This is a genomic window from Marichromatium sp. AB31 (assembly GCF_003718685.1).
Lineage (GTDB): Bacteria > Pseudomonadota > Gammaproteobacteria > Chromatiales > Chromatiaceae > Marichromatium > Marichromatium gracile.
Genome location: NZ_RHFI01000008.1, coordinates 46384 through 68937, shown reverse-complemented (window position 1 = coordinate 68937; position 22554 = coordinate 46384). Strand labels below are relative to the sequence as shown.

Sequence of the window (22554 nt, the reverse complement as noted above, 5' to 3'; positions counted from 1 at the left end):
CAGGTCATCACCCGGCACCCATCCCGCGCGCGCCCCGAGCGGCGCGGCGCGGGGCACTCCCTTGCCACCCAGGCGCCGCGGCACGGCCGCGGCGCGGACGACCCCGTGGACCCACATGGCCATCTACTATCTCTGTCCTGAGCACCGCCACCCGGTCGGTGGCGTGCGGGTGATCTATCGCCATGTCGACATCCTCAACGCCCACGGCATCCCGGCCTACGTGGTGCATCGCACCCCGGGTTTCCGCACCGACTGGTTCGACAACGACACCGCCATCGTCTACTGGCGCGAGACCCGCGTCGAGCGCCTGCTGGCGCGGCTGCGCCGTCGGTTGCTCCCGGAGGCGGTGATCGAGCTGCCGATCCGTGGCGGGCGCGCCGCGAGGATCGGCGCCGGGGACATCCTGGTGGTGCCGGAGATCTACGGCCCGGACCTGGCCGCCGCCCAGGGGCGCGGTATCCCCAAGGTGGTGCTCAACCAGAACTGCTATCTCACCTTCAACGGTTATTCGCTCGATCCGGAGCGGCGCATCACCCCCTACCAGCACCCCGACGTGCTGGCGACCCTGGTCAACTCGGAGGACGGTGAGGACTATCTCCGCCATGCCTTCCCCGCGCTCGCGCTGCACCGCTTCCGCCTCTCGATCGACCCCGAGCGCTTCGCCTATCGCGGCGAGAAGCGACGCCAGCTCTGCTTCTCCTGCATCAAGAACCGCGCCGACGCGATGCAGGTGATCAACATCCTCAAGTTCCGCGACGCGCTGCGCGGTTTCGAGGTGGTGCCCTTCATCAACCGGCCGCAGCACGAGGTGGCGCGGATCTACCAGGACTCGGCGCTGTTCCTGAGCTTCGGCTATCCCGAGGGCTTCGGCCTGCCGGCGGCCGAGGCGATGGCCTGCGGCTGCGTGGTGGTCGGGTTCCACGGCGGCGGCGGGCGCGAGTTCTTCCGCCCCGAGTTCTCCTATCCGATCGAGCAGGGCGACGTCCTCGGCTTCGCCCGCACCGTCGAGCGGGTGATCGAGGGGCTCGACCGCGACCCCGAGACCTTCGCCGCCAAGGGGCGCGCGGCCTCCGAGTTCATCCATGCGCACTATGCCCCGGAGCGTGAGGGCGCCGAGGTGCTCGGCGCCTGGCGCGCGATCCTCGAGCGCGCCGGACAGGTGGGCGGGGCATGAGTCGTCGCGTCGGCGTGCGCCGCGCGACCCGCAATCCGCGTCCGTGGTGACGGGCGCCAAGGAGTCGATGACGATGAGGCCAGCAAGCAGCACCGAGCGATGCCGGGGGCGGGCGCGATGAAGGCGCGGATGATCGCCTTCCACCTGCCGCAGTTCCACCCGACCCCGGAGAACGACGCCTGGTGGGGCAAGGGGTTCACCGAGTGGACCAATGTCGCCCGCGCCGAGCGGCTCTACCCCGGCCACTACCAGCCGCACGTACCCGCCGACCTCGGCTTCTACGACCTGCGCCTGCCCGAGGCGCGCCAGGCCCAGGCCGATCTCGCCCGTGCCCACGGTATCGAGGGCTTTTGCTACTACCACTACTGGTTCGGCGGACGGCGTATCCTCGAGCGCCCGGTCGAGGCCATCCTTGCCTCCGGCGAGCCCGACTTCCCCTTCTGTCTGTGCTGGGCGAACCACAGCTGGAACACCGCCTGGCAGGGCACCGACTCGACCCTGATCGAGCAGGTCTATCCCGGCTGGGACGACCATGCCGCGCACTTCGACTGGCTGTTGCGCGCCTTCACCGATCCGCGCTATCTCAAGGTCGACGGCAAGCCGATCTTCGTCATCTACAAGCCCGATCTGATCCCCGACGTCGCCGCGGTGATCGCCTTCTGGCGCCAGCGCGCCGAGCGCGCCGGGCTGCCCGGGCTGCATCTGATCGGGGTGTCGCACCGCAGCGAGCGCTGGGACCCGCGCGAGCGCGGGCTCGACGCCTCGACCATGCAGGTGCTGCCGCAGCGCGACGGGCGCATCCCGCGGCGCTATCTCGGGCTCAAGCTGCGCTTGGCGCTGCGCGGCAACCGTCACCAGCTGACCATCTGGGACTACGAGGAGATGCGCCCGAGCCTGCTGCGCAGCCGTCCCGCGCCCTGGCGCGACTATCCGCTGGTGTTGCCCAACTGGGACAACACGCCGCGCTCCGGGATGCGCGGTCTGGTGCTCCACGGGGCGACCCCGGAGCGCTTCCGCCCGCACCTGCGCGAGGCCATCGCGCGGGTCGCCGAGCATCCGCCAGAGGAGCGCATCGTCTTCCTCAAGGCCTGGAACGAATGGGCCGAGGGCAACCATGTGGAACCCGACCAGCGCTTCGGTACCGGCTGGCTGGAGGTGATCCGCGAGGAGCTCGCGGCGCCGTCCGCGACCTGAACCCCGACCCTGGAGCCCCGAACGATGCAGCCGAACGCGCCTGACGGCATCTCCGTCATCATGCCCTGCTACAACTGCGCGCGCTTCGTCGCCGAGGCGGTCGACAGCGTGCTCGCCCAGACCCATCCGGTGGTGGAGCTGATCGTGGTCGACGACGGCTCGAGCGATGACTCGCTGCGCATCCTCGAGGGCTATGGGGCGCGCATCCGGTTGTTGCGCCAGCCCAATCGCGGCCCCTATGTGGCGCGCAACCTCGCCCTGCGTCATGCCGAGGGGCGTTATCTGGCCTTCCTCGACGCCGATGACTGGTGGCTGCCGGAGACCCTGGAGCGGCTCCATCGCGCGCTGCGCGAGGCCGAGGCGGATATCGCCTACTGCGGCTGGCAGAACGTCGGCGAGGGGATACGCGCCGCGCCCCACGTGCCGCCCGAGCGTGATCGCCGCGCGCTGCTCGAGCACGCGGTGCGCAGCTGTCCCTGGCCGATCCATGGCGTGCTGGTGCGGAGCGCACTGGTGCAGGGGGTCGGCGGTTTCTCCGAGCGTCGTCGTACCGCGATGGACTACGATCTGTGGCTGCGCCTGCTGGGGCTCACCGACCGGGTGGTGCGGGTACCCGAGGTGCTCGCCTTCTATCGCTGGCACGACAGCGGCCAGATCTCCGCGGTGAAGTGGCGTCAGGTGCTCGATGCCTGGGAGGTGCAGCGACGCTTCGTCGCCGAGCACCCGGGGCTGCTCGACTGGATCCCGGCGCGCCGGTTGCGTGCGCTGATCGACGATCAGTTGCGCGACCAGGCCTATCGCGCACTGTGGCGGCGCGATCTGGTCTCGGCGCAGCGGCTGTTCCGCCATGCCTTGCGGGTCGGTGCGCTGGGGCGCGGCGATATTGTCCATGCCCTCGGCGCGCTGCTGCCCGGTTCGCTTTATCGTGCCCTGATCGGGGCGCGTGACCGGGGGCAGCCGGCGCCCGGGGGTGAGTCGTGAGCGCAGGGGCCGAGCGTTGTCCGGTATTGATGTATCACCGGGTCGATCTGCCCGGGTCGCGATTCTGCGTCCCCCCGGCGCGTTTCGCCGCGCAGCTGCGCGCGCTGGCCCGCGCCGGTTTCCGTGCCGTCACCCTGGAGCACTTCACCGCCTGGCTGGCGGGTGAGACGCGGCTCGAGCCGGGGGACTTCCTGCTGACCTTCGATGACGGCTATCGCGACCTCCATCACCATGTCCTGCCGGTGTTGCGCGAACTCGACTGGCCCGGCGTGGTGTTCCTGGTCAGCGACCGGATCGGCGGCGAGAGCCGCTGGGCGACGGATGATGAGGCGCGACCGGTCTATCCGCTGCTCGATGCCGCGATGATCGCCACGCTGCGTGCCCACGGGGTGAGCTTCCAGTCGCACTCGCGCACCCATCCGCGGCTCACCGCGCTCGACGCGACGGCGCTCGCCGATGAGTTGGCGGGTTCGCGCGTGCGGCTCGAGGCCCTGCTCGACGAGCCGGTCGAGGCGCTCGCCTATCCCTTCGGCGCGGTCGACGAGCGGGTGGCCGAGGCCGCGCGCGACGCCGGCTATCGTCTCGCCTTCTCCACCCGCAGCGGCTTCAACCGTCGCGGCGAGGATCGCTGGAGGCTGCGGCGCATCGATGTCCACGGCGACGACAGCCCGCGGATGCTGCTGCGCAAGATCCGCCTCGGCACCAACGACGGCGGGCTGATGCCCCTGGTTCGCTACTATCTGCGCCGTTTACTCGGCAAGGTCTGATCATGGACGCCTCGATCATCGTCTGTACCTACAACCGCGCCGACTCCCTGGCCGAGACCCTCGACGCCCTGGCGGCACTGCGTACGCCGCCGGGGTGCGACTGGGAGGTGGTGGTGGTCGACAACAACTCCAGCGATCACACCGCCGCGTTGCTGCGCGAGCGCGCGGCGGGCTGGTCGCGGCTGCGCGCGGTCAGCGAGCCGCGTCAGGGGCTCTCCCATGCGCGCAACCAGGGCATCGCCAGCGCCCGGGGCGAGGTGCTGCTGTTCACCGACGATGATGTGCTGCCCGAGCCCGACTGGCTCGAGCAGGTGCTCGACGGGCTCGAGCGCGAGCGGGCGGACGCCTGCGGCGGCTATATCGCGCCGATCTGGGAGCGACCGCCGCCGTCCTGGCTGAGCGCGCGTTTCCACGGCTTCCTCGCAGTCCGCATGGACGAGCGAGGCCCCTTCGTCTTCAACCCCGGCGACTCGCCCCCCTATGGCGCCAACATGGCCTTCCGCCGCGCGGTGTTCGAGCGCGTCGGCGGGTTCGACGTGAACCGCGGGCGCAAGGGCGCGGTGCTCGCCAGCGGTGAGGACGGCGAGCTGTTCGAGCGGGTGCTGGCCGCCGGGATGCGGGTGGTGTGGCTGCCGCGGGCGCGGGTCCATCACAAGGTCGAGGCCTTCCGTCTCGAACGGCGCTATTTCCGCCGCTGGCGCTACCAGAACAGTCGCAACCTCGCCCAGGCGCGGGGACTGCCCGGGGGGCGCCGGCTGCTCGGCGTGCCGCTCTATGTGCTGCCGCAACTCGCGCGCGCGGTCGGTCGCTGGCTGTTGGCGCTCGCCACCGCGCCGGCCGACGAGACCTTCAGGCGCGAGATCCTGATCCATCACTTCCTCGGTACCATCCACGGGCTCTACGACACCCGCGCGCGCGGCCACGAGTGAGCGCGACGCTCAGTGCAGCCAGGGCTGGAGCCTCGCCCTGAGCCGCGCGACCACCTCGGGGTGCGCGGCGGCCCGGTCGTGGCGACAGTCGGGGTCGCGCTCGAGGTCGAACAGCTGCCAGATCGCGCCCGCGACGAGTGGCTGATAGGTCAGCTTCCAGCGCCCCTCGCGCACCATCCGGTCCTTGGCGCGAACCACCAGATCGGCGTACTCGGGGCGGATGGCGAGGGTGCCGCTGCGGTGATCGGGCACGTCGAGCAGACCCAGCAGGTCGGGGTAGCGCAGATGGCCCTCGGGCATCCCCGGCAGGTCGGTCAGCCAGATCCCGCTCTCGGTGTAGGCGGTGAGTGCGGGGGCGGGTGCGCCGCCGAGACAGGCGACGAGCGAGACCCCGTCCATCGCCGGCGGCGGGCGCAGCCCGCAGCGCTCGAGCAGGGTGGGGGCGAGGTCGACGCTGCGCACGATCCCCTCGATGCGGTGTCCGCCGCGCTCGACCGGGTCGCGTACGATCAACGGGATGCGCGCGCTGTGATCGCTCAGCACGCTGTTGCCCTGGCCCCAGGTGTCGTGCTCGAAGAACTCCATGCCGTGGTCGCTGTAGATCACCACCAGGGTGCGCTCGGCCAGTCCGCAGCGCCCGAGATGATCGAGGATGGCGCCGACCTCGTCGTCGAAGCGCTTCACGCAGCCGTCGTAGAGCCTGAGGATCTGGTCGAGGTCGAACTCGCGTCTCGGCTCGCCCTGGCGGCGGATGATCTCGAAGGGGTCGGTGAGGCGCGCCATCGCGAACTTCGACGGCCCGCTGTAGCCGGGCTCGGCATAGCGGGCGTAGTAGGGATGCTCGCAGGCGAAGGGTGGGTGGGTGGTGGAGAAGAAGGCATTGAGCAGGAAGGGGCGCTCGTCATCGGCCAGCCGGCTGAGCCGGGCGCGCACCTCGGCGCCGAGCGCGCTGGTCGAGGGTACCCCGCCGAGATAATAGACCTCGGGCAACAGCCGCTTGCCGAGCCGGTTGTGGAGAAACAGCGAGAGGAAGAGTCGCAGGTCCTTGGGGCCCTGGCGCAGCAGATAGCGCAGGTTCCAGGAGTCGTCGGGCAGGTCGAGCCGGTCGAAGCCGAAGTCGAACTTGCCGAGATCGGCGCCGCACCAGTCGCTGATCGCCTCGCTGCGATAGCCCGCCGCGCCGAGCAGCCGGGGCAGGCTCGGCACCCGCAGCCGGGTGGCGGCGTCGGCGACGAAGTTGTCGCGGATCCCGTGGGTCTGCGGCCAGGTGCCGGTGAGCAGCGAGATCAGGCTCGGTGCGGTCCGTCCGCAGGGCACGTAGCAGTGCGCGAACTGGGTGCCGGCGGCGGCGAGCGCGTCGATGTTGGGGGTCAGACCCCGCGGGTGCCCGGCGCAGCCGAGCCAGTCGGCGCGCAGGGTGTCGCAGCCGATCAACAGCAGGTTGGGGCGCTCGCGGCTGCCGGCGCGCCCCTGGCGCGCCGGGGCGCGTGGCCGCTGGCTGGCGAGCGCGGCGAGACCGAGCAGCAGCGCCAGGGTGGCGAGCAGCAGCAGGCTCCCGGCCCGGTCGCCGGTGCGCGCCGGGGCCAGCGCCCCGAGCAGCATCGGCACCAGCCCGGCGACGAGCAGTCCCTGCTCGATGCGCCGCAGTCGCGCCGGGCTGAGCCGCGCCCACAACGGATAGAAGCGGCTGATGCGATAGTGCGAGGAGGCGACGATCAGCCCGGGGTTGTGCAGCAGGGCGTGGACGAAGCGCCACAGGGTGGCGCCGGCGATCGCCAGGGCGGCGGCGAGTGCCACCCCGGCCATGGTCGTCTGGTGACCGAGCAGGGTGGCGACCCCCTGCCACCACAGCGCCCCGGCCAGCGCCCAGTAGCCGGCGACCAGCAGCGCCCAGACGGCCAGCCGCGCCAGTGCCCAGACGGCGTAGCCGCGGAAGCGGCGCACCACCTCGTCGGGCAGCATGGGACCGGCGGTGGTGTAGTCGCGGACCGACTTGAGGGTGAGCGCCAGGGTGAAGGCCAGCGCCGCGAGCAGGGCGCCGCCGTGGACGGTCGCGGCAAGCTGCGCGAGCGTCGGGGTCAAAGCGTCCGTCCCGCACCCATCGCGGCGAGCAGCCCGAGCAGCATCCGGCCCCGGCTCAGCGGCGCCAGCGCCAGCCCCTCGGCGAGGTGCAGCATGGCGCGGCCGCGTTGGCCTGCGCGGTACTCCCACTTGGCGAAGTCGGCGAGCACGCTGGCATAGCCCGCGCGCCACAGCCGACCGCGCGCCGCTCGCGGGAGCAGGTGGCGGTTCTTGCGCATCACCCGTAGCGCGGCCGCGCGCATCACCGCGAGGTTGCGGCTCATGCTCCCGGGGTGCTTGACCACCAGGGTGAGGGGCTCGTCGATGCAGGCATAGCCGCTGACCGCGGCCAGGCGCATCCACATGTCGATGTCCTCGAGGCTGCGCAGGCTCTCGTCGAAGCCGCCGACCCGGGCGAACAGGTCGCGCCTGACCATCACCCCCGAGCCGCTGCCGGGGACGGCGCCGTTGCGCAGGAACAGGGTCTCGAGCAGGGTGCCCGCGTCGTCGGGGCAGTCCCAATGATTGAGCAGCCTGCCCGCCGGGTCCTCGACCCGGGTGCGGGTGGAGCAGAAGCCGAGCGCGGGGTCGGACTCGAGCCGCGCGAGCTGGCGGGCGAGCTTGTCGGGGTGCCAGCGGTCGTCGGCATCGAGAAAGGCGACGAAGGTGCCCCGAGCCTCGGCGATGCCGCGGTTGCGGGCGTTCGACAGGCCGCCGTTGGGCTGGCGGATCACCCGGATGCGCTCGCAGAATCCGGCGAGCAGCTCGGCGGTGGCGTCGCGACTGCCGTCGTCGACCACCACCACCTCGACCCCCGCGAGGGTCTGGGCGAGCACGCTCTCGACCGCGCCGACGATGTGCGCGGCGGCGTCGTAGGCCGGGATCACCGCGCTCACCCGCGGGGTCTCAGGCGTCGCAGTCATAGCCGAGCTCCTCCATCAGCGGGCGGATGCGCGGCAGGATGCGCGCGATCGCCTCGGGGTTGCGGGTGCGCCACTTGGCCCGCTGGGGCGGGCCGGAGACGATGCTGGTGGGACGCTGGTCGAGGGCGCGGCAGTGCGCGCGCAGCGGTTCGTCGAAGGGGATGCCGAGTCGCGCGAAGACCTCGGCGAAGACCGCTTCCGGTCGCGCCACCAGGTCCTCGTAACGGATCTGGATCCATTGCTCGGCGGGGATCTCGGCGGCGGCGTCGAGCGCCCTGCGGTTGGCGCTGAGCCACTGGTAGGCGCAGACCTCCTCGAGGCTGGCGTGGTTGTAGTCGCGCCAGCCCGGGGGCAGGAAGAAGTGCCACTGGGTGAACTCGCCGTCGTTGATCGCCACCGGCTCGGGGGATGGGCCGAAGAACTGGTCGAGCCCGAAGCCCCCATCGGTGCGGCCCTGGCGCCAGCCATCGATCATCGAGCTGATGTTGTCGCGCCCGTCGCGATGGATGAAGACGAAGCGCGCCTCGGGAAAGAGTGCGTGGAGATAGGGCAGGCGCAGGGTGTTGATGCAGGTCTTGTCGAGCACCCAGCCGCCTCCCAGGTGCTGGTAGAAGAAGCGCAGCGCGGCGTCGCGGTGTTCGGGGCGGGCGTCGGCACGGCCCGCCGCCTCCGAGGCCCAGCCGTTGTTGAGCGGCCCATGACATCCGTTCCACAGTCGCGGCACCTCGTAGCCGAGGCTCAGCAGCTGCGGCGCGGCGGCCAGGGTCTCGTAGGTCACGGTGGTACCGGAGCGCGAGCAGCCGACCAGGAACACCGGGTCGGGCACCCGGGGCCGGGTCAGGTCCCACCAGCGTCCGCGCACGCCGAGGCGCAGTGCGCGCCAGTTCTTGGCGCGGATCTCGGGGTCGCGCAGCTTGGCGAGCTTAGCGAGTGGGCGCATCCGGGTCGCTCCCTGACGGTGATTCCGGGTGGGGATCACGCACCTGCTGGCTGAACCCCTTGATCTCGCCGAGCGCGGCGGCGAGCCGGGTGAGATAGAAGCGTCGCGCCGGCCAGCGGAGGGCGAACAGGGCGCGCAGCCCGTAGCCGACGACCTTGCGCAGCATGTAGCGCGGCGGCCAGCGGTGCGGGTGCTCGCTCGGCGCGATGCGCAGGGTCGAGGCGGAGCGCTCGTAGGCCTTGCGCAGCACATAGCCGAGGGTCATGCGGTCGGCCTCGACATAGTGGTACTGACACATCCCGGGGACATAGTGCAGTGGCGCGCCGCTGGCCACGGCGCGCTTGACCCACTCGATGTCCTCGGCGCCGCCGAGGTTGTGACCGTGCGGTCCGAGTTCGAGGCGGAAGGGACCGATGCGCGCGAACAGCCCCTGACGGATGGCGAGATTGCCGCCGCCCGGGGTGGCGCTGCCGGGGACCACCGGATGGGGCTCGGTGCCGAGGTCGAAGCGCGGCACCGGCAGCGGATAGATGCGGTAGGGCCCCTGGTCGTGGACCCAGGCCGGTTCGCTGCCGTCCCAGTCGGGGAGGATGCGGCCACAGAAGAGCTCGGCCTCGGGCTGGGTGCGGGCGGCCTCGACCAGGGCGAGCAGATAGCCGGGGTCGAGTCGGTGATCGTCGTCGACGAAGGCGATCAGCGGGGCGCGTGCCTGCGGCAGGGCGAGGTTGAGCGCGTGGCTCTTGCCCGGGACCGGATCGACGATCCAGCGCAGCGGCAGCCGCGCGGTGTCGGTTGCGGCGGCGCGCTCGGCGAGCAGTCTGGGGGTGTCGTCGCTGCAGGCGTTGGCGACCACGAAGACGCCGAGCGGACAGTCCGCCGGGCGCGTCGCCGCCTCCAGCGAGTCGAGCGCGCGCGCCAGCAGCCGGGCGCGCTGATGGGTGCAGATCAGCACCTCGAGCGCCGGCCGTGACGGGTAGTGTCGGCTCTGCTGGGCGTTCACCTGGAGCGTCGCGCCTGGGGGTTGCGATGACGGCATTGTGCCCGTCCCGGGTGACGGCGGGGTTGCCGTGTGCGGTCGCGCTCAGTCATCGCCGCCCCACTTGTGTCTGAGTCGGGCGATCTCGGCCTCGCCGTAGAAGTGGCGGGCGAAGGCGGTGTCGTAGAGTCGGTCGAGATAGTCCGCCGGCAGCCGGACATTGGCGATGAAGTCCTTGTACATCGAGTAGGCCGGATCCTCCTCGGTGACATGGGTCTGCTCGAGCCCGGGGATGTCGACCCCGAGGAACTCGGCGAAGGCCGTGGCGTAGCAATCGTTGAGACGCTCGACCTTGATCAGCAACAGCTCGATGCCCGGCGCGCGGACGATCTGGTAGCCCTGTCCGGCGGGGAAGGGATGGGCATAGACATCGATGCCGAAGGTGTCGCGGATCTCCTCGTCGAACCAGCGCACCGGCTCCTCGTGCGGGAAGCGCTCGAGGAAGGTGGCGAGGATCTCGGCGTCGTCGAGCTCGCCGCGGGCGTGGCGGGCGAAGAAGTCGGGGATGAACTCCTCGATGCTGAGGAAGTAGACCGAGAGGTTGCGCGCCACCGGCTCGCGAAAGACGGTGACCAGGTGCCAGGGGCGGTGGCGGGGACCGTGACGCTGCAGCTCTTCGCCGACGCGGCGGGCGACGCGCACGTTCAGCGGCATGCGCCGATCCGCCACCCCGGCGAAACGGTCGAGGCGCTTGCGGATGTTGGCCGGGTTGAGCCAGTGGGTGTGGAACACCGGCATGGTCAGTCCGGCGGCGCGCAGGGTGTTGACCGTGGTCATCGAGCCGGCGCGGCCCATCTGATGGACCAGCAGCGCCGGCTCCTGTGTGGCCAGGTGTGCCTCGAGCGCGGCGATGCTGCGCTGGTTCTTGTGGCGGGTGTGCCAGGTGTAGAGGCGTTGGCGCGCCTGTTCCAGAGTCAGTTTCATCATCTCTCCCGAAAGGTCGCCGTCGGCCGCGCGCCGCGATCAGGCCTGGCGGCCGAGTGCCTGGGCATAGGCCGGTCCGTAGTGGGCGATGCTGGCGCGCCAGTTGCGCGTCTGCTCGACGAAGTCTCGGCCCGCCGCACGCATCGCCGGCCATCGTTCGCGTGTCTCGAGCGTCTCCGTGACCACGGTGGCGAGCGCTGCGACGTCACCGGCGCGAAACAGTCGGCCGGTCTCGCCGTCGCGGATCAGCTCGCGGTGTCCGCCGACGTCCGAGGCGACGAACAGCCGTCCCTGGGCCATCGCCTCGAGCGGCTTGAGCGGGGTGACCAGCTCGGTGAGACGGATCGAGTGACGGGGGTAGACCAGCAGGTCGATCAGGTCGTAGTAGCGCTGCACCTCCTGGTGCGGCACCCGTCCGGTGAAGCGGACCGCCGCGGTGAGGCCGAGGCGCTCGGCGTGCGCGCGCAGCGCCGCCTCCTGGGGGCCGCCGCCGACCAGCAGCAGCCGCAGCCCCGGGCGCTGTCGCAACAGTTGTGGCAGCGCCTCGAGCAGCAGGTCGAGCCCCTCGTAGGCGTAGAAGGAGCCGACGAAGCCGAGTACCTCGGTGGCGTCCGCGAGCCCGAGCTGGTGCGCCAGCGCCGGGTCCGGCGCGGCGCTCGGGCGGAAGTGTTCGATGTCGACGGCGTTGGGGATCACGGTGACCCGCTGCGCCGGGATGCCGCGGGCGATGATGTCGTTGCGCAACCCCTCGCAGATGGTGAAGACGTGCGCGGCGCGGCGCAGCGCACGGGTCTCGAGCGCGCGGGTGGCGCGATAGCGCAGGCTGCCGGCGCTGGTGGTGCCGTGATCGACCGCGGCGTCCTCCCAGAAGGCACGTACCTCGTAGACCACCGGGATGCCGAGCCGGCGCCCGACGCGGAGCGCGGGCAGGGCGTCGAGCACCGGCGAGTGAGCGTGCAGCAGATCGGGTTCGACACGTTGCGCGAGATCGAGCAGCCGCCGCTCGGTGGCGCGCATCTCCAGCCAGGGGCCGAGCGCGGGGTGACGGGCGAGCGTCCCCCGGGGTGGTGCGGTGCGGTGGAACTCGAACCCGTCGCTGTGCTCGCTGCCGGCCTGTTGATTGCCGTGTCGCGGTCCGGTGAGGTGGATGGTCTCCCAGCCGAGCCGGCGCTGCTCGCGCAGGATGTTGGCGGTCCTGAAGGTGTAGCCGGAGTGGAGCGGCAGCGAGTGGTCGAGGACGTGGAGGATGCGCATCGTTGGGGGCTCAGGGGGCTCAATCCGGCAGGTGGCGCGCATGCGAGGCCTCGGCCCCGTGGGTTGGGCTGTACAACGGCATGCTCCTGTGACGGGCTGGATGGGCCGAAAGCTACGGAATGTGTGGGGTTCGCGTCAAGTCGGCCGGCGTGCCTCAGATGGATATCTTACTGTGCTGGGCGTTTACGCGGATCGAGGTGTCGGTTTTTTTTACAGTTCGGGTTCGGTGCGTGTGCGCAGGGGTGGCGATACGGTATGATGATTCGAACAGTCCCCATTCAGGTGCGCTGTCCCGTCGGGTGTGTCGGCAGGTGGCGTGAAAATTGCCGCTTGTACCTGGCGCCGCCCGTCGCCAAGAAAGAATGCTGTAACCGTTCACCGTTTAAATGTGCGAGACGCATGTCGTTGAGTCCATGGCAGTGGATCCTGTCGCGCGATCCAGCGCAGGGCTTGATGCGCTGGGGGCGGTGCTTCATCAAGGTCGCAGGGGCTTGCGCCCGCCTCGAAACCAGGCCAACACGCTGAGACATCATCATGACTACCCCGAATTCGTCCGACGCCGAACATGGCCAGAACCCTCAGACAGCACGACGGCGACTGCTCAAGCAGGCCGCCATCGCCGCGCCGGCGATCCTGACCCTGCGCAGTGGCGCGGCGCTCGCCCAGACCAGTGGCTGTCTCGACGTCATCGAGCGCAACGTCAAGCGCGAACTCAATCCCGGCGAGGCCTGCGACGGCTTCCTCACCGACGAGACCAATAATGGCGTGACCACCACCCAGTGCAACGGCAACATCGTCACCGCCTCGTCGGCGACCTCGCTGGGGCCGGATGCGCCGCTTTGCGAGTAGCGCCGCTCCCGTGCTCGCCGAGCCTTGCCCGCATGCGCCTTGCCCGGCGGCGGTGAGCGATGACCGTGCCGTCGTCGACAGCCGTTCAACGGCGCTGGCGCTTGAGCAGCGCCCCCCTGCTCGAGGTCGAGTGGGACGGTGAGCGGTTGCTCTATCATGGCGCCTCGGGCGAGACCCACTTTCTCAACGCCACCGGCGCGCGGGTGGTCGAACGGTTGCGCGAGGGCGATGCCGATCTCGACGAGCTGCTCGCGGCGCTCGACCCCGAGTCCCTGGGGATCGCCCCCGAACTGTTGCGCGATCAGCTCGATGCGCTGCTCACGCGTCTCGACGAACTGGGGATCGTGATCGGGACGACGACGGCGTGAGGATCGGTGATCTCAGCGACGGCGAGCTCGCTCGCCAGGTGCGTGCTCGCCCCGGACTCGACGTGCGCATCGGCCCCTTCCTGGTGAACCTGCGCCTCGGTCTGTGCGAGCCGCTGCCGCTGCTGCAGCGGATGTGGCACGACTATCCCCTGGAGCCGTCTGCCGGGATACGCGACTTCCACGTCAGCCTCGATCACAACGGCTGGCTGCGGCGCTGGTGGCGCCCGCAGGCGCGTTTCACCGTCGATGGCCGCTCTCCCTTCCAGCCGCTCGCAGCAGCGCACCATTTCCCGATGCTGGAGTGGGGCCTGAACTGGTGCGTGGCCCGTCGTGGCCACCATCTGTTGATGCTCCATGCCGCAGTGCTCGAACGCGGTGGACGTGCACTGATCCTGCCCGGTGCTCCGGGCGCGGGGAAGTCGACGCTGTGCACCGCGCTGGCCCATCGTGGCTGGCGGCTGCTCTCCGACGAGTTCGCGCTGGTGTGTCCTCAATACGGGCGCCTGCTGCCGCTGCCGCGTCCGATCCCGCTGAAGAATGCCTCGATCGGGGTGATCCGAGACTTCGCGCCGGAGGCCGAGATCGGCCCCGCGTTCACCGGCACGCGCAAGGGCACTGTGGCGCATGTGCGTCCCCCCAGCGCGGCGGTCGCGCGCATGGACGAGCCGGCGACGCCAGGTTGGCTGGTGTTCCCGCGTTGGCAGGCCGGGTCGGACACCCAACTCGAGCCGTTGAGTAGGAGCGATGCCTTCCTGCTGGTGGCGAGCAACGCCTTCAACTACGAATTGCTTGGCGAGACCGGTTTCATCACCGCGGCACGTCTGGTCGAGCGCTGCGGTTGCCATACCCTGAGCTACTCCAATCTCGACGAGGCGATCGTCAGGCTCGGCGCGCTGGCGGAGGGTGCGGCATGAGTCGGCGCATGGCCGAATCACGCCGTGCCGCGGCATTGCTGGTGGCGGCGCTGAGAGCACCGGAGCGGTTGCCGACACTGGCCGATGAGGACTGGGACCTGTTGCTGCGCATCGCCCGACACGCACGCCTGCTCGGGCGGCTCGATGCCGATCTCGGCACGCTCGGTCTGCACGCGCGGGTGCCAGAGCGAGTGTGTCATCACCTGGAGTCGGCGCGTCAACAGGTCGCCTATCGGCAGCGGTTGCTGACCTGGGAGGTCGATCGTGTGCTGCGCGCGCTCGAGGGTCTCGATGTCCAGGTGGTGGCGCTCAAGGGGGTGGCCTATGTCCTCGCCGGGGTGCCGGCGGCACGTGGTCGGATGTTCGCCGACGTCGATCTGCTGGTCCCGATGGCGGCGCTCGAGCCGCTCGAGCAGCGCCTGCATGCGCGTGGCTGGCTGTCGCTCGGTCATTCAGAGTATGACGAGCGCTACTATCGCGACTGGATGCACGAGATCCCGCCGCTGCGCCATGCCGAGCGCGACAACGAGATCGATATCCACCACCGCCTGCTGCCCCGGACCAGCCGCTTCCATTTCGATCCGGCGCCACTGTTCACCGCCAGTCAGGCACTCGATGGGCACGGGGCGCTGCGGGTGCTGGGCGCGCCCGACATGGTGCTGCACGCGGTGGTGCACCTGTTCCTGGAGGGGGATGCGCGCGAGGGCCTGAGGTTGCGCGACCTGGTCGATGTCTGGGACCTGATCCGTCACTTCGAGGCCCGCACGGGGTTCTGGGACGCGCTGCTTGATCGTGCCGAGCAGCTCGGGCTGCAGCGTCCGCTGTTCCATGCGCTGCGTCAGGCGCAATCGCTGTTCGCTCTCGAGCCGCCGGCGCACTGTCGCGCCAGACTCGCCGGGTGGGGACCGGTGGCGCCGGTGCGGTGGCTCATGGACCGTCTGGTGCCGTTGGCGCTCTTTCCCGATCATGCCGGGCGGGCGCCGCTCCGGGTGAGGCTGGCGCGACTGGCGCTCTATGTCCGCGCGCACTGGCTGCGGATGCCTTCCGGGTTGCTGCTGCGCCATCTCGGCTACAAGGGTTGGCTGCGGGTGCGCGGGTGGCTGATGACAGGTCGGGAGGAGGCGGCACGCCGTTGATCGGGGCGCTTTCGGGGTTGGTGTAGCATACACGCTTCGATGTGTCTGGCCTTGTCGGATGGAGGTGCGTCGATCCCTCTCCTTATCGGCTAATACCGACATGATGCGAGATGGGCGGTTTCTGAACATGCTTTTCGTTAGTCTCTTGTGATTTTTGTGGGCGTGTCCGATGCGCCTTCGATCATGTTTCGACTGCCGTCTCTCGATGGTTGGTGGCCACGTTTCGGGGGCGTTGGCGGTGCCTGCGCATCAGCCGGTCGCCGGCACGAGTCGCGCGTTGTGATCAACAGTGCCCGGACATGTTTTTTCGTCCGTCGCGGGGCAGCCTTCGTCTGTCGCTCCGTGCGATGCTAGCCAGGAATCCAGCTCATGCGTTCGGTTCGTATCTTTCGTCATTACATGCGCCTACCCCTGCTGATCCTGGCCGGGGTCGAGGGGCTGATGTTCGTCGCCTGTTTCCATGCCAGCTTCCATCTGCGTTGGTGGTCGATCGGTGCCGAGGTACCGGCCTCGACCTCGGGGGTGATGGCCTACTCGGTGGTGCTGGCGGTCGTCTTCGTGCTCTCGATGGGCGCCATGGGGCTCTACGAGGCCAGCCTCCGCGAGGGCTGGTGGGGCTCGCTGCTGCGCATCGTGCTGGCGTTGCTGCTCGGCGCCGTGGCGCTGGCGGCGATCTCCTTCAGCTTCCCGCACATCGAGCTGTGGCGCAGCATCCTGGCGCTGACCGTGGTGCTCTCGATCATCGTCGTGAGCGGTCTGCGGTTGCTCTCCTATGTCATCAAGCCGGGCATCTTCAAGCGTCGTGTGCTGGTGCTTGGTGCCGGACCGCTCGCCGAGGCGGTGATGGTCGCCAATCCACGTGGGCTCGATATCGTCGGGCTGGTGCCCCTGCAGGCCGATGTGGACGAGCGCGACTTGCCGAAGCGCATCCCCTATGACCGGCCGTTGCTGCGCATCGTCACCGAGACCCAGGCCGATGAGCTGGTGGTGGCGGTCAAGGACCGGCGCGGCAAGCTGCCGATCGAGGAGCTGCTCGACTGTCGCATGGCGGGGATCCAGGTGCTCGAGCCGCAGGGCTTCTTCGAGCGTGAGATGGGGGTGGTCAAGCTCGATCTGCTGACCCCGAGCTGGCTGATGCTCTCCGATGGCTTCCAGCACGGGGCGATGACGATGCTGCTCAAGCGGCTGTTCGACGTGCTGGTCTCGGTGGTCTTCCTGGTGCTGCTGTGGCCGGTGATGCTGGTGACCGCGCTGGCGATTGCCGCCGAGAGCCGCTTCCGCCACCCGGTGTTCTATCGTCAGACCCGGATCGGCGAGAACGGCATGCCCTTCGAGGTGGTCAAGTTCCGCAGCATGCGGGTCGACGCCGAGGCCGATGGGCGGGCGCGCTGGGCGACCAAGAACGACTCGCGCATCACCCGTGTCGGGCGCTTCATCCGCAAGACCCGGATCGACGAGCTGCCGCAGATCTTCAACGTCCTCAAGGGTGAGATGAGTTTCGTCGGTCCGCGCCCCGAGCGCCCCGAGTTCGTCGCCACCCTGGCGAGCAAGTACGACTATTACGCCGCGCGTCACCGCGTCAAGCCGGGGCTGACCGGCTGGGCCCAGCTCTGCTACCCCTACGGCAGCTCCGAGGAGGATGCGCTGCGCAAGCTCGAGTACGACCTTTATTACGTCAAGAACTACAGCATCTTCCTCGACCTGTTGATCCTGATCGAGACGGTCGAGGTGGTGGTGTTCGGCAAGGGGGCCGTCTAGCGGCGAGCCGCCGCGGGCATCGCTCCAGGGCCGCCGTCAGTCGTCGTTGTCCTCTTCCTCGCAGTCGGCGAGCGCGCTCAGGGCGTGCTCGCAGGCGTGCTCGCCGAGCCCGAGGCGTTCGAGCAGGCCGGCCTGGGTCTCGGGATCGCTGGGGCGGGCGCCGAGTCCGTCGCCGCGACCTTCCAGCAATTGATCGGCCAGACAGGTGAGCAGCACCAGCGACTGGTGCTCGCCGCTGTAGGCGGGGTTGTGGTGCTGGCGCTGCACCGTCTGCAGTGCCTCGGGCATCTCCCAGGCCTCGAACAGCCAGCCGCCGAGTTGGGTGTGTTCGACGCCGATGGCGAAGCGCTCGAGGGTCGGCAGCGCCAGCCCGGGGTTGGATTGGATGAAGCGTCCGAGCAGCTGGAAGTGTTCGGGGAGCAGGTGTCCGAGCAGCAGATAACCGATGTTCTGGGTGACCCCGGCGAGCTCGATCAGGCCGCTGGCCGGGCGTATCTCGGCGGGTTGCTCGCGCGCGAGCGCCTGCATCAGGGTGGCGCACTGCATGCCGTGACGCCAGATGCGGTCGCGACTGAGTGGTCCGGTGTTGGGGGTCTTGAGCGGGCTGAGCGCCGCCAGCCCGAGCGCGAGGCTGAACGAGAGGTTGAAGCCGAGTGCGCGCACGATGGCGTCGCGCACGGTGCTGACCGGGCTGCGCGGGGCATAGTAGGGGGAGTTGGCCCAGCGCAGCAGCTGTGCCGAGAGCATCGGGTCGAGTCCGACCGCCTCGGCCAGCATCAATGCATTGGCGTCGGGGTCGGCGCGCAGCTCGAGCAGCCGGCGAGTGATCTCGGGCAGGGGCGGGAGCGCCTCGCTCGAACGAATGCGGTCGCGGATGTCGCCCGGTGCGGCCAGGGTCTGTCCGGCGCCGGTGGCCGACTCCAGGTTCCAGCGCAGGGTCTGGATCTCGTCGGCGGTCCTGGAACGCTCAACTGCCACTGTGTGTTCGTTCATCGGTTGTATTGAGCCGGTAGCGCTTGAGTTTGCGATAGAGCGTGCGCTCGCTGATCGACATGCTGGCCGCGACCTCCTTGCGGCTGCCGCGATGACGCTGCAGCAGTTGCAGGATGTACTTGGCCTCGACGGCCTCGACCGGCGAGAGCGTGGTCATGCTGGGGTGCTCATGCAAGAGCTCTGCCGCCTCGCTGCTGGGAATCGTCGGCGATGCCGGTTGCTCGGCCGTGACCGGCAGGCGGATGGCCTCGGCGTCGATCACGCCGTCTGCGCTGAGCACGGTGGCCAGGTGCAGCAGGTTGCGCAGCTCGCGGATGTTGCCCGGGAACTGGTAGAGCAGGAGCTTGCGCAGCGCATCCTTGGTGATCCGGTAAGGGTGGCCCGACTGCGCCGAGATCTCCTGTAGCAGGTGCTCGGTGAGTTCGGGGATGTCGGCGCGCCGTCCGCGCAGCGGCGGAATCGCCAGCGGCAGGACGGCGAGACGATAGTAGAGGTCCTGGCGGAAGTGCCCCTGCTGGACCATGGCGAGGAGGTCGCGATGGGTGGCGCTGACCACGCGCACATTGGCCTGGCGGATCTTGGTCGAGCCGACCTGTCTGAACATGCCGCTCTCGAGCGCGCGCAGCAGCTTGGGCTGTTGCGAGAGCGGCAGCTCGCCGATCTCATCGAGGAACAGTGTCCCGGCGTCGGCCAGCTCGAGCAGGCCGGTCTTGTTGCCGACGGCGCCGGTGAAGGCCCCCTTGACGTGGCCGAACAGCTCGCTCTCGAACAGGTCCTCGCTGAGCACCGTGCAATCGACCACCACGAAGGGGCCGTTGGCGCGGGTGGAGTGCTGGTGAAGGAACTCGGCGGCCAGCTCCTTGCCCGAGCCGGTCTCGCCCTGGAGCAGCACGGAGACATCGGTGGCGGCGGCGCGCTTGAGTTCCTGGACGAGGCCACGCATCTGCTCCGAGCGACCGATCATCCGTCCGGGCTGGCGCTGCCCCTGGAACAGGTGCAGTGATTCGCCGAGAAAGATCTGCCCCTGGCCGTCGACGATGGGGAAGCCCTGGATCTGGGCGAAGTGGACCTCGCCCCGGCCATCGGCCAGGGCGCGGGTCTCGACATAGGGTTCCAGGTCACGGAAGAAGCGGCGATGACGGCAGCCGTCCTCGGCGGCGTTCGCATCCAGTCGACAGCAGGGGCTGCCGATCAATTCGCTGGTGTCGTATCCCAGGGTGGTCTCGAGCGATGCATTGACACTGCGGATGCGCGCGTCGGCATCGATGACCACGAAGGGGTTTCTCTGGGCGAGCAGCAGGCTCGAGAAGTACGGTGTCCGCGACATGGGGGGCTAGGCTGTGTCCTGACGTCCTCCACTCTCGGCGCCGTCGGGGCTCCGCCGTGCGCGTGATCGTGAGAGTGGCCATTGTGGTATTGAGCCGCCCCGGGACGCACGAGCGTCCAGGCCGACCGGTATCCGTCGAGCAGCGTGGGGCGGGCGCCCTGAACGGCGCAGCCACGACGCGCGGCGGCTCGGGTGTCGCGGTTGGCCAGCGTGGGCGGGTACCAAGGCAGTGTAGCAGTGCCCGCGCGGGCCTCTCAAAGACAGCGCATACCATCGTCTCCACCCGCCGTTGTCGATGCTGTGGCCTGGACCGCTCGAGGTCAAGCGCATGACCATGGCGGTTATGGGCAGGCGGTGTCGCCCGCTGTCTGCCAGATCTGGCAGTGGCCAGACCCGCTCCGGGGTCATCGCCAGCACTCGACCCGTGCGATGAATGCGTGGGTGTACTCGAGCATGTCCTCCGGCGGTGTCGATGGCGCCGTTTCCTCGATGCCGATGCCGTGCCGCTCGAGGAACGGCAGGGTGACGGTGTTGGGGATGGAGACCCCGATGTTGCGCACCACGCGTCCGGTGTGCTCGTAGACCGCCGGGGTGTCGACCGCGGCGAAGACCACGCCGACCACTCGACCATCGTCGGCGAGTACCGGACCGCCGCTGTTGCCGGGGCGGATGTCGGCATTGAGGGTGAGGGTGCGCGGTGGGGTGGTGATCAGCCGGGTGGGGGCGATGGTGCCGATGGTCAGCAGCGGGCGCAGTGGCGGCAGTCCCTGGTTGGGATAGCCGACGATTGCCACCGTCTCGGGCAGTGGGGCATCGAGCGGCATGAAGGGGGCGGCGCGTTCCGGGCGATAGTCGGTGGCGAGCAGCGCCAGATCGGCGCGGCTGTCCACCGCGATGGGGCGGGCCGGCGCCATCTCGCCGCGATCGCGCGAGACGGTGATGGTGGTGCAGTTGTTGACCACGTGGGCGTTGGTGAGCAGGTGTCCGGCTGGATCGACGAAGAAGCCGGCACCGATGCGCTCGAGGCGCCTGCCGAGTACCCGGGGGTTGCTGTTGACCTCGAGCGAGTCGCGTACATAGCTGCGCCGCCGCTCACGGATGGCCGCCGCCTCGGCATCGCTCACCGCGCGACCCTGACAGTCCTCCTGACGGGTACGGACCACCATCTCGCGTTGTGCGTCGTAGCAGTTGACCAGGGTGGCGCCCACCACGGTGCGGGTGGGCAGGATGCCTGTCAGCAGCAGGAGCACGACGGGCAGGGTGATGAGCGCCGGTCGCGCGCAGGGGAGGGCGTGCATGCTTGGAGTTCCTGTTCGGTCGGGCCATATGGTCGGGAGGAGAGGCCGGTGTCAGCGCTGCCGGTCTGCTTCGCGGTCTGCGTTGCGTGTTCCTCGGAGTGATCTGGATCCTACAATCGGTCATGATAAGCATGACCCCGTCATCGTCGAGAGGTGGCTCGCTGGCGCCATGTGGCAGCCTGGACGGTTGCGGGGCCCGACGATTAAGGACGCAAACCCGTTTCTGCCAGGGAGACCCCTTTCCATGCCGAAGGTCGATCTCGTTACACCGTACAAGGAATACTTCAAGATCATCGCGGCGACAACGGACGAGTTGCGCGACCGGGTGTTCGCGCTGCGCTATGAGGTGTACTGCAAGGAACTCGGCTGGGAGGATGCCGCAGCCTTTCCGGACCAGCGTGAAACCGACGCCTTCGATGATGATGCCGTGCACTGTCTGCTGTTCCATCGCCGCTCGGGGCGCGATGCCGGCACCGTCCGCCTGGTTCGCTCCCGCCCCGAGGATCCCGAGCCCAGGTTGCCGCTGATCGAGCACTATGATCGCAGTCTGTTCCGCACCGAGCACAATCCGCTGACCATGCCCAAGGGCTGTTTCGGCGAGATCTCCAGGCTGGCCCTGCACGAGCAGTTCAGGCGTCGCCCGGGGGAGCAGTCGACGCCCGAGGGACATGGCACCGAACTCTTCCAGTGGAGCCAGGACGATCGCCGCCGGTTCCCGCACATGGCGCTGGGGCTGTATCTGGCGGCGGCGACCATCGGTCTGTCCGAGGGCATGGAGGGCGTCTACGCGATGATGGAGCCACGGCTGGCGCGTCATCTGCACTTCGGCGGCATCTATTTCGAGCAGGTCGGCGAGGCGATCGAGTTTCGCGGCGCGCGCGCGCCCTTCTACATCTCGCGCCAGATGCTGTTCGAGCGTCTCACGCCGCCGCTGCAGGCATTGCTCGATGCCATCGCCGAGGATCTCGACGTGGCGCTGTGAGGTTCGCGGCATGCTCACAGCGTCTTGCTGCCGGCGCGGCCGAAGGCTGGGTTGTGATCGAGCTGCGGGATGTAGCGGCTCTGTGTGAAGGCGTGTCGACTGCAGTCCTCCACCCGTCCGATCATCGGCACCACATGATCGCCGATCTCGGGGATCCACAGCGGTTCATGGATCGGCCTGAAACCGATGCGTCGATACAGTGGGGTCAGCTTCGGGGTCGAGTTGAGGATGACGTGGGTTGCGCCCCAGTGCTGGAAGCAGTGGGTCGCGGCCCGGAAGAGTGCGCGCAGGATGTTGTAGCGTCGGCGCCAGGGGCTGCGGATCACCAGCATGCTGCCCGATGCGGCAAGACAACGACCGCCCGGTTGCTGTTCGTGCATACGCAGCTCGGCGATGGCGGGACGGAAGTCGAAGTGGGTCTCGGGGGGGAGTCCGTGGCCGGTCTCGAGGTTGACGCGGATGGCCGCCACCGGTTGCGCGCGATCATAGGCGAGGATGTGGCGCACCCCCCCGAGCCGGTCGAAGCGATCGGTGAGTTTCGCCGCGGGCAACGGGACTCCGCCGTAGCGCCCTTCCTCGACGATGTACACTTGGTGTCTGAGCCAGAAGGCGTCCTCGATTTGATCTGGCGTCCTAGCGATCAGTATCTTAATCGTCATCGTCGATGATAGAGCTGTGCTTTTTGGGCTGGTCGCGTCCGCTGCGGTCCATGGTTGAGCCATGCTAACGGATTCGTGCACTGGGTC

21 protein-coding genes are annotated in these 22554 nt (G+C 69.2%); 11 read left to right on the top strand and 10 right to left on the bottom strand.

Annotated elements, in window-relative coordinates:
* Positions 1 to 115 precede the first annotated feature (115 nt).
* From EBL84_RS08070 to EBL84_RS08050, 5 genes are all read left to right on the top strand, one after another.
* Positions 116 to 1174 carry a glycosyltransferase gene (locus EBL84_RS08070; RefSeq protein WP_123140350.1) on the top strand — a complete coding sequence of 353 codons (1059 nt, stop codon included), beginning with the start codon at positions 116 to 118 and terminating at the stop codon, positions 1172 to 1174.
* A gap of 99 nt (positions 1175 to 1273) precedes the next feature.
* A complete protein-coding gene (locus tag EBL84_RS08065) occupies positions 1274 to 2368 on the top strand; it encodes a glycoside hydrolase family 99-like domain-containing protein (RefSeq protein ID WP_223806976.1) in 1095 nt (364 codons plus the stop codon).
* Between the two features lie 24 nt (positions 2369 to 2392).
* Positions 2393 to 3349, top strand: a complete 957-nt coding sequence (locus EBL84_RS08060) for a glycosyltransferase (RefSeq protein WP_123140349.1) — start codon at positions 2393 to 2395, stop codon at positions 3347 to 3349.
* Positions 3346 to 4116, top strand: a complete 771-nt coding sequence (locus tag EBL84_RS08055; protein WP_223806089.1) for a polysaccharide deacetylase family protein — start codon at positions 3346 to 3348, stop codon at positions 4114 to 4116. The genes EBL84_RS08060 and EBL84_RS08055 overlap by 4 nt, the downstream gene beginning before the upstream one ends.
* Before the next feature lie 2 nt (positions 4117 to 4118).
* On the top strand, positions 4119 to 5045 hold the full coding sequence (locus tag EBL84_RS08050; protein ID WP_123140347.1) for a glycosyltransferase family 2 protein: 927 nt from the start codon (positions 4119 to 4121) through the stop codon (positions 5043 to 5045).
* Between the two features lie 9 nt (positions 5046 to 5054).
* Here EBL84_RS08050 and EBL84_RS08045 read toward each other — a convergent pair whose 3' ends face one another.
* From EBL84_RS08045 to EBL84_RS08020, 6 genes are all read right to left on the bottom strand, one after another.
* On the bottom strand, positions 5055 to 7127 hold the full coding sequence (locus tag EBL84_RS08045; RefSeq protein ID WP_123140346.1) for a sulfatase: 2073 nt from the start codon (positions 7125 to 7127) through the stop codon (positions 5055 to 5057).
* Positions 7124 to 8029: a glycosyltransferase family A protein gene (locus EBL84_RS08040; protein WP_123140345.1), complete on the bottom strand. Its 906-nt coding sequence runs from the start codon at positions 8027 to 8029 to the stop codon at positions 7124 to 7126. Before EBL84_RS08040 ends, EBL84_RS08045 begins: the two co-directional genes overlap by 4 nt.
* A complete protein-coding gene (locus EBL84_RS08035) occupies positions 8013 to 8969 on the bottom strand; it encodes a sulfotransferase (RefSeq protein ID WP_123140344.1) in 957 nt (318 codons plus the stop codon). Before EBL84_RS08035 ends, EBL84_RS08040 begins: the two co-directional genes overlap by 17 nt.
* Positions 8953 to 9969, bottom strand: a complete 1017-nt coding sequence (locus EBL84_RS08030) for a glycosyltransferase family 2 protein (protein ID WP_223806975.1) — start codon at positions 9967 to 9969, stop codon at positions 8953 to 8955. The genes EBL84_RS08035 and EBL84_RS08030 overlap by 17 nt, the downstream gene beginning before the upstream one ends.
* Before the next feature lie 81 nt (positions 9970 to 10050).
* Positions 10051 to 10929, bottom strand: a complete 879-nt coding sequence (locus EBL84_RS08025) for a putative capsular polysaccharide synthesis family protein (protein ID WP_190287914.1) — start codon at positions 10927 to 10929, stop codon at positions 10051 to 10053.
* Between the two features lie 39 nt (positions 10930 to 10968).
* Positions 10969 to 12183 (bottom strand): TIGR04063 family PEP-CTERM/XrtA system glycosyltransferase, encoded by a 1215-nt coding sequence (locus tag EBL84_RS08020; protein WP_123140341.1) that lies wholly within the window; start codon positions 12181 to 12183, stop codon positions 10969 to 10971.
* A gap of 534 nt (positions 12184 to 12717) precedes the next feature.
* Between EBL84_RS08020 and EBL84_RS08015 the strand changes: the two genes are divergently transcribed.
* The 5 genes from EBL84_RS08015 to EBL84_RS07995 all read left to right on the top strand — a co-directional run bounded on the left by EBL84_RS08015 (position 12718) and on the right by EBL84_RS07995 (position 17208).
* The gene (locus EBL84_RS08015; protein WP_123140340.1) at positions 12718 to 13032 is read left to right on the top strand and encodes a hypothetical protein; all 315 of its coding nucleotides are present in this window, start codon (positions 12718 to 12720) and stop codon (positions 13030 to 13032) included.
* Between the two features lie 101 nt (positions 13033 to 13133).
* Complete coding sequence (locus EBL84_RS08010; RefSeq protein ID WP_165913496.1) at positions 13134 to 13400, top strand: HPr-rel-A system PqqD family peptide chaperone; 267 nt, start codon at positions 13134 to 13136, stop codon at positions 13398 to 13400.
* Between the two features lie 2 nt (positions 13401 to 13402).
* Positions 13403 to 14314, top strand: a complete 912-nt coding sequence (locus tag EBL84_RS08005) for an HprK-related kinase A (protein ID WP_223806085.1) — start codon at positions 13403 to 13405, stop codon at positions 14312 to 14314.
* A gap of 8 nt (positions 14315 to 14322) precedes the next feature.
* On the top strand, positions 14323 to 15450 hold the full coding sequence (locus tag EBL84_RS08000; protein WP_223806974.1) for a nucleotidyltransferase family protein: 1128 nt from the start codon (positions 14323 to 14325) through the stop codon (positions 15448 to 15450).
* 369 nt (positions 15451 to 15819) lie between these two features.
* On the top strand, positions 15820 to 17208 hold the full coding sequence (locus EBL84_RS07995) for a TIGR03013 family XrtA/PEP-CTERM system glycosyltransferase (protein WP_123140337.1): 1389 nt from the start codon (positions 15820 to 15822) through the stop codon (positions 17206 to 17208).
* 36 nt (positions 17209 to 17244) lie between these two features.
* Here EBL84_RS07995 and EBL84_RS07990 read toward each other — a convergent pair whose 3' ends face one another.
* The 3 genes from EBL84_RS07990 to EBL84_RS07980 all read right to left on the bottom strand — a co-directional run bounded on the left by EBL84_RS07990 (position 17245) and on the right by EBL84_RS07980 (position 20826).
* The gene (locus EBL84_RS07990; RefSeq protein WP_223806973.1) at positions 17245 to 18186 is read right to left on the bottom strand and encodes an HDOD domain-containing protein; all 942 of its coding nucleotides are present in this window, start codon (positions 18184 to 18186) and stop codon (positions 17245 to 17247) included.
* Complete coding sequence (locus EBL84_RS07985; protein ID WP_123140335.1) at positions 18176 to 19528, bottom strand: sigma-54-dependent Fis family transcriptional regulator; 1353 nt, start codon at positions 19526 to 19528, stop codon at positions 18176 to 18178. Before EBL84_RS07985 ends, EBL84_RS07990 begins: the two co-directional genes overlap by 11 nt.
* A gap of 404 nt (positions 19529 to 19932) precedes the next feature.
* A complete protein-coding gene (locus EBL84_RS07980) occupies positions 19933 to 20826 on the bottom strand; it encodes a serine protease (RefSeq protein ID WP_123140334.1) in 894 nt (297 codons plus the stop codon).
* 244 nt (positions 20827 to 21070) lie between these two features.
* On the opposite strand from EBL84_RS07980, the gene EBL84_RS07975 reads away from it, so the two are divergent.
* Positions 21071 to 21808: a PEP-CTERM/exosortase system-associated acyltransferase gene (locus EBL84_RS07975; RefSeq protein WP_190287913.1), complete on the top strand. Its 738-nt coding sequence runs from the start codon at positions 21071 to 21073 to the stop codon at positions 21806 to 21808.
* A 14-nt stretch (positions 21809 to 21822) separates the two neighbouring features.
* Here EBL84_RS07975 and EBL84_RS07970 read toward each other — a convergent pair whose 3' ends face one another.
* A complete protein-coding gene (locus EBL84_RS07970; RefSeq protein WP_132229873.1) occupies positions 21823 to 22359 on the bottom strand; it encodes a hypothetical protein in 537 nt (178 codons plus the stop codon).
* Between the last annotated feature and the right edge of the window lie 195 nt (positions 22360 to 22554).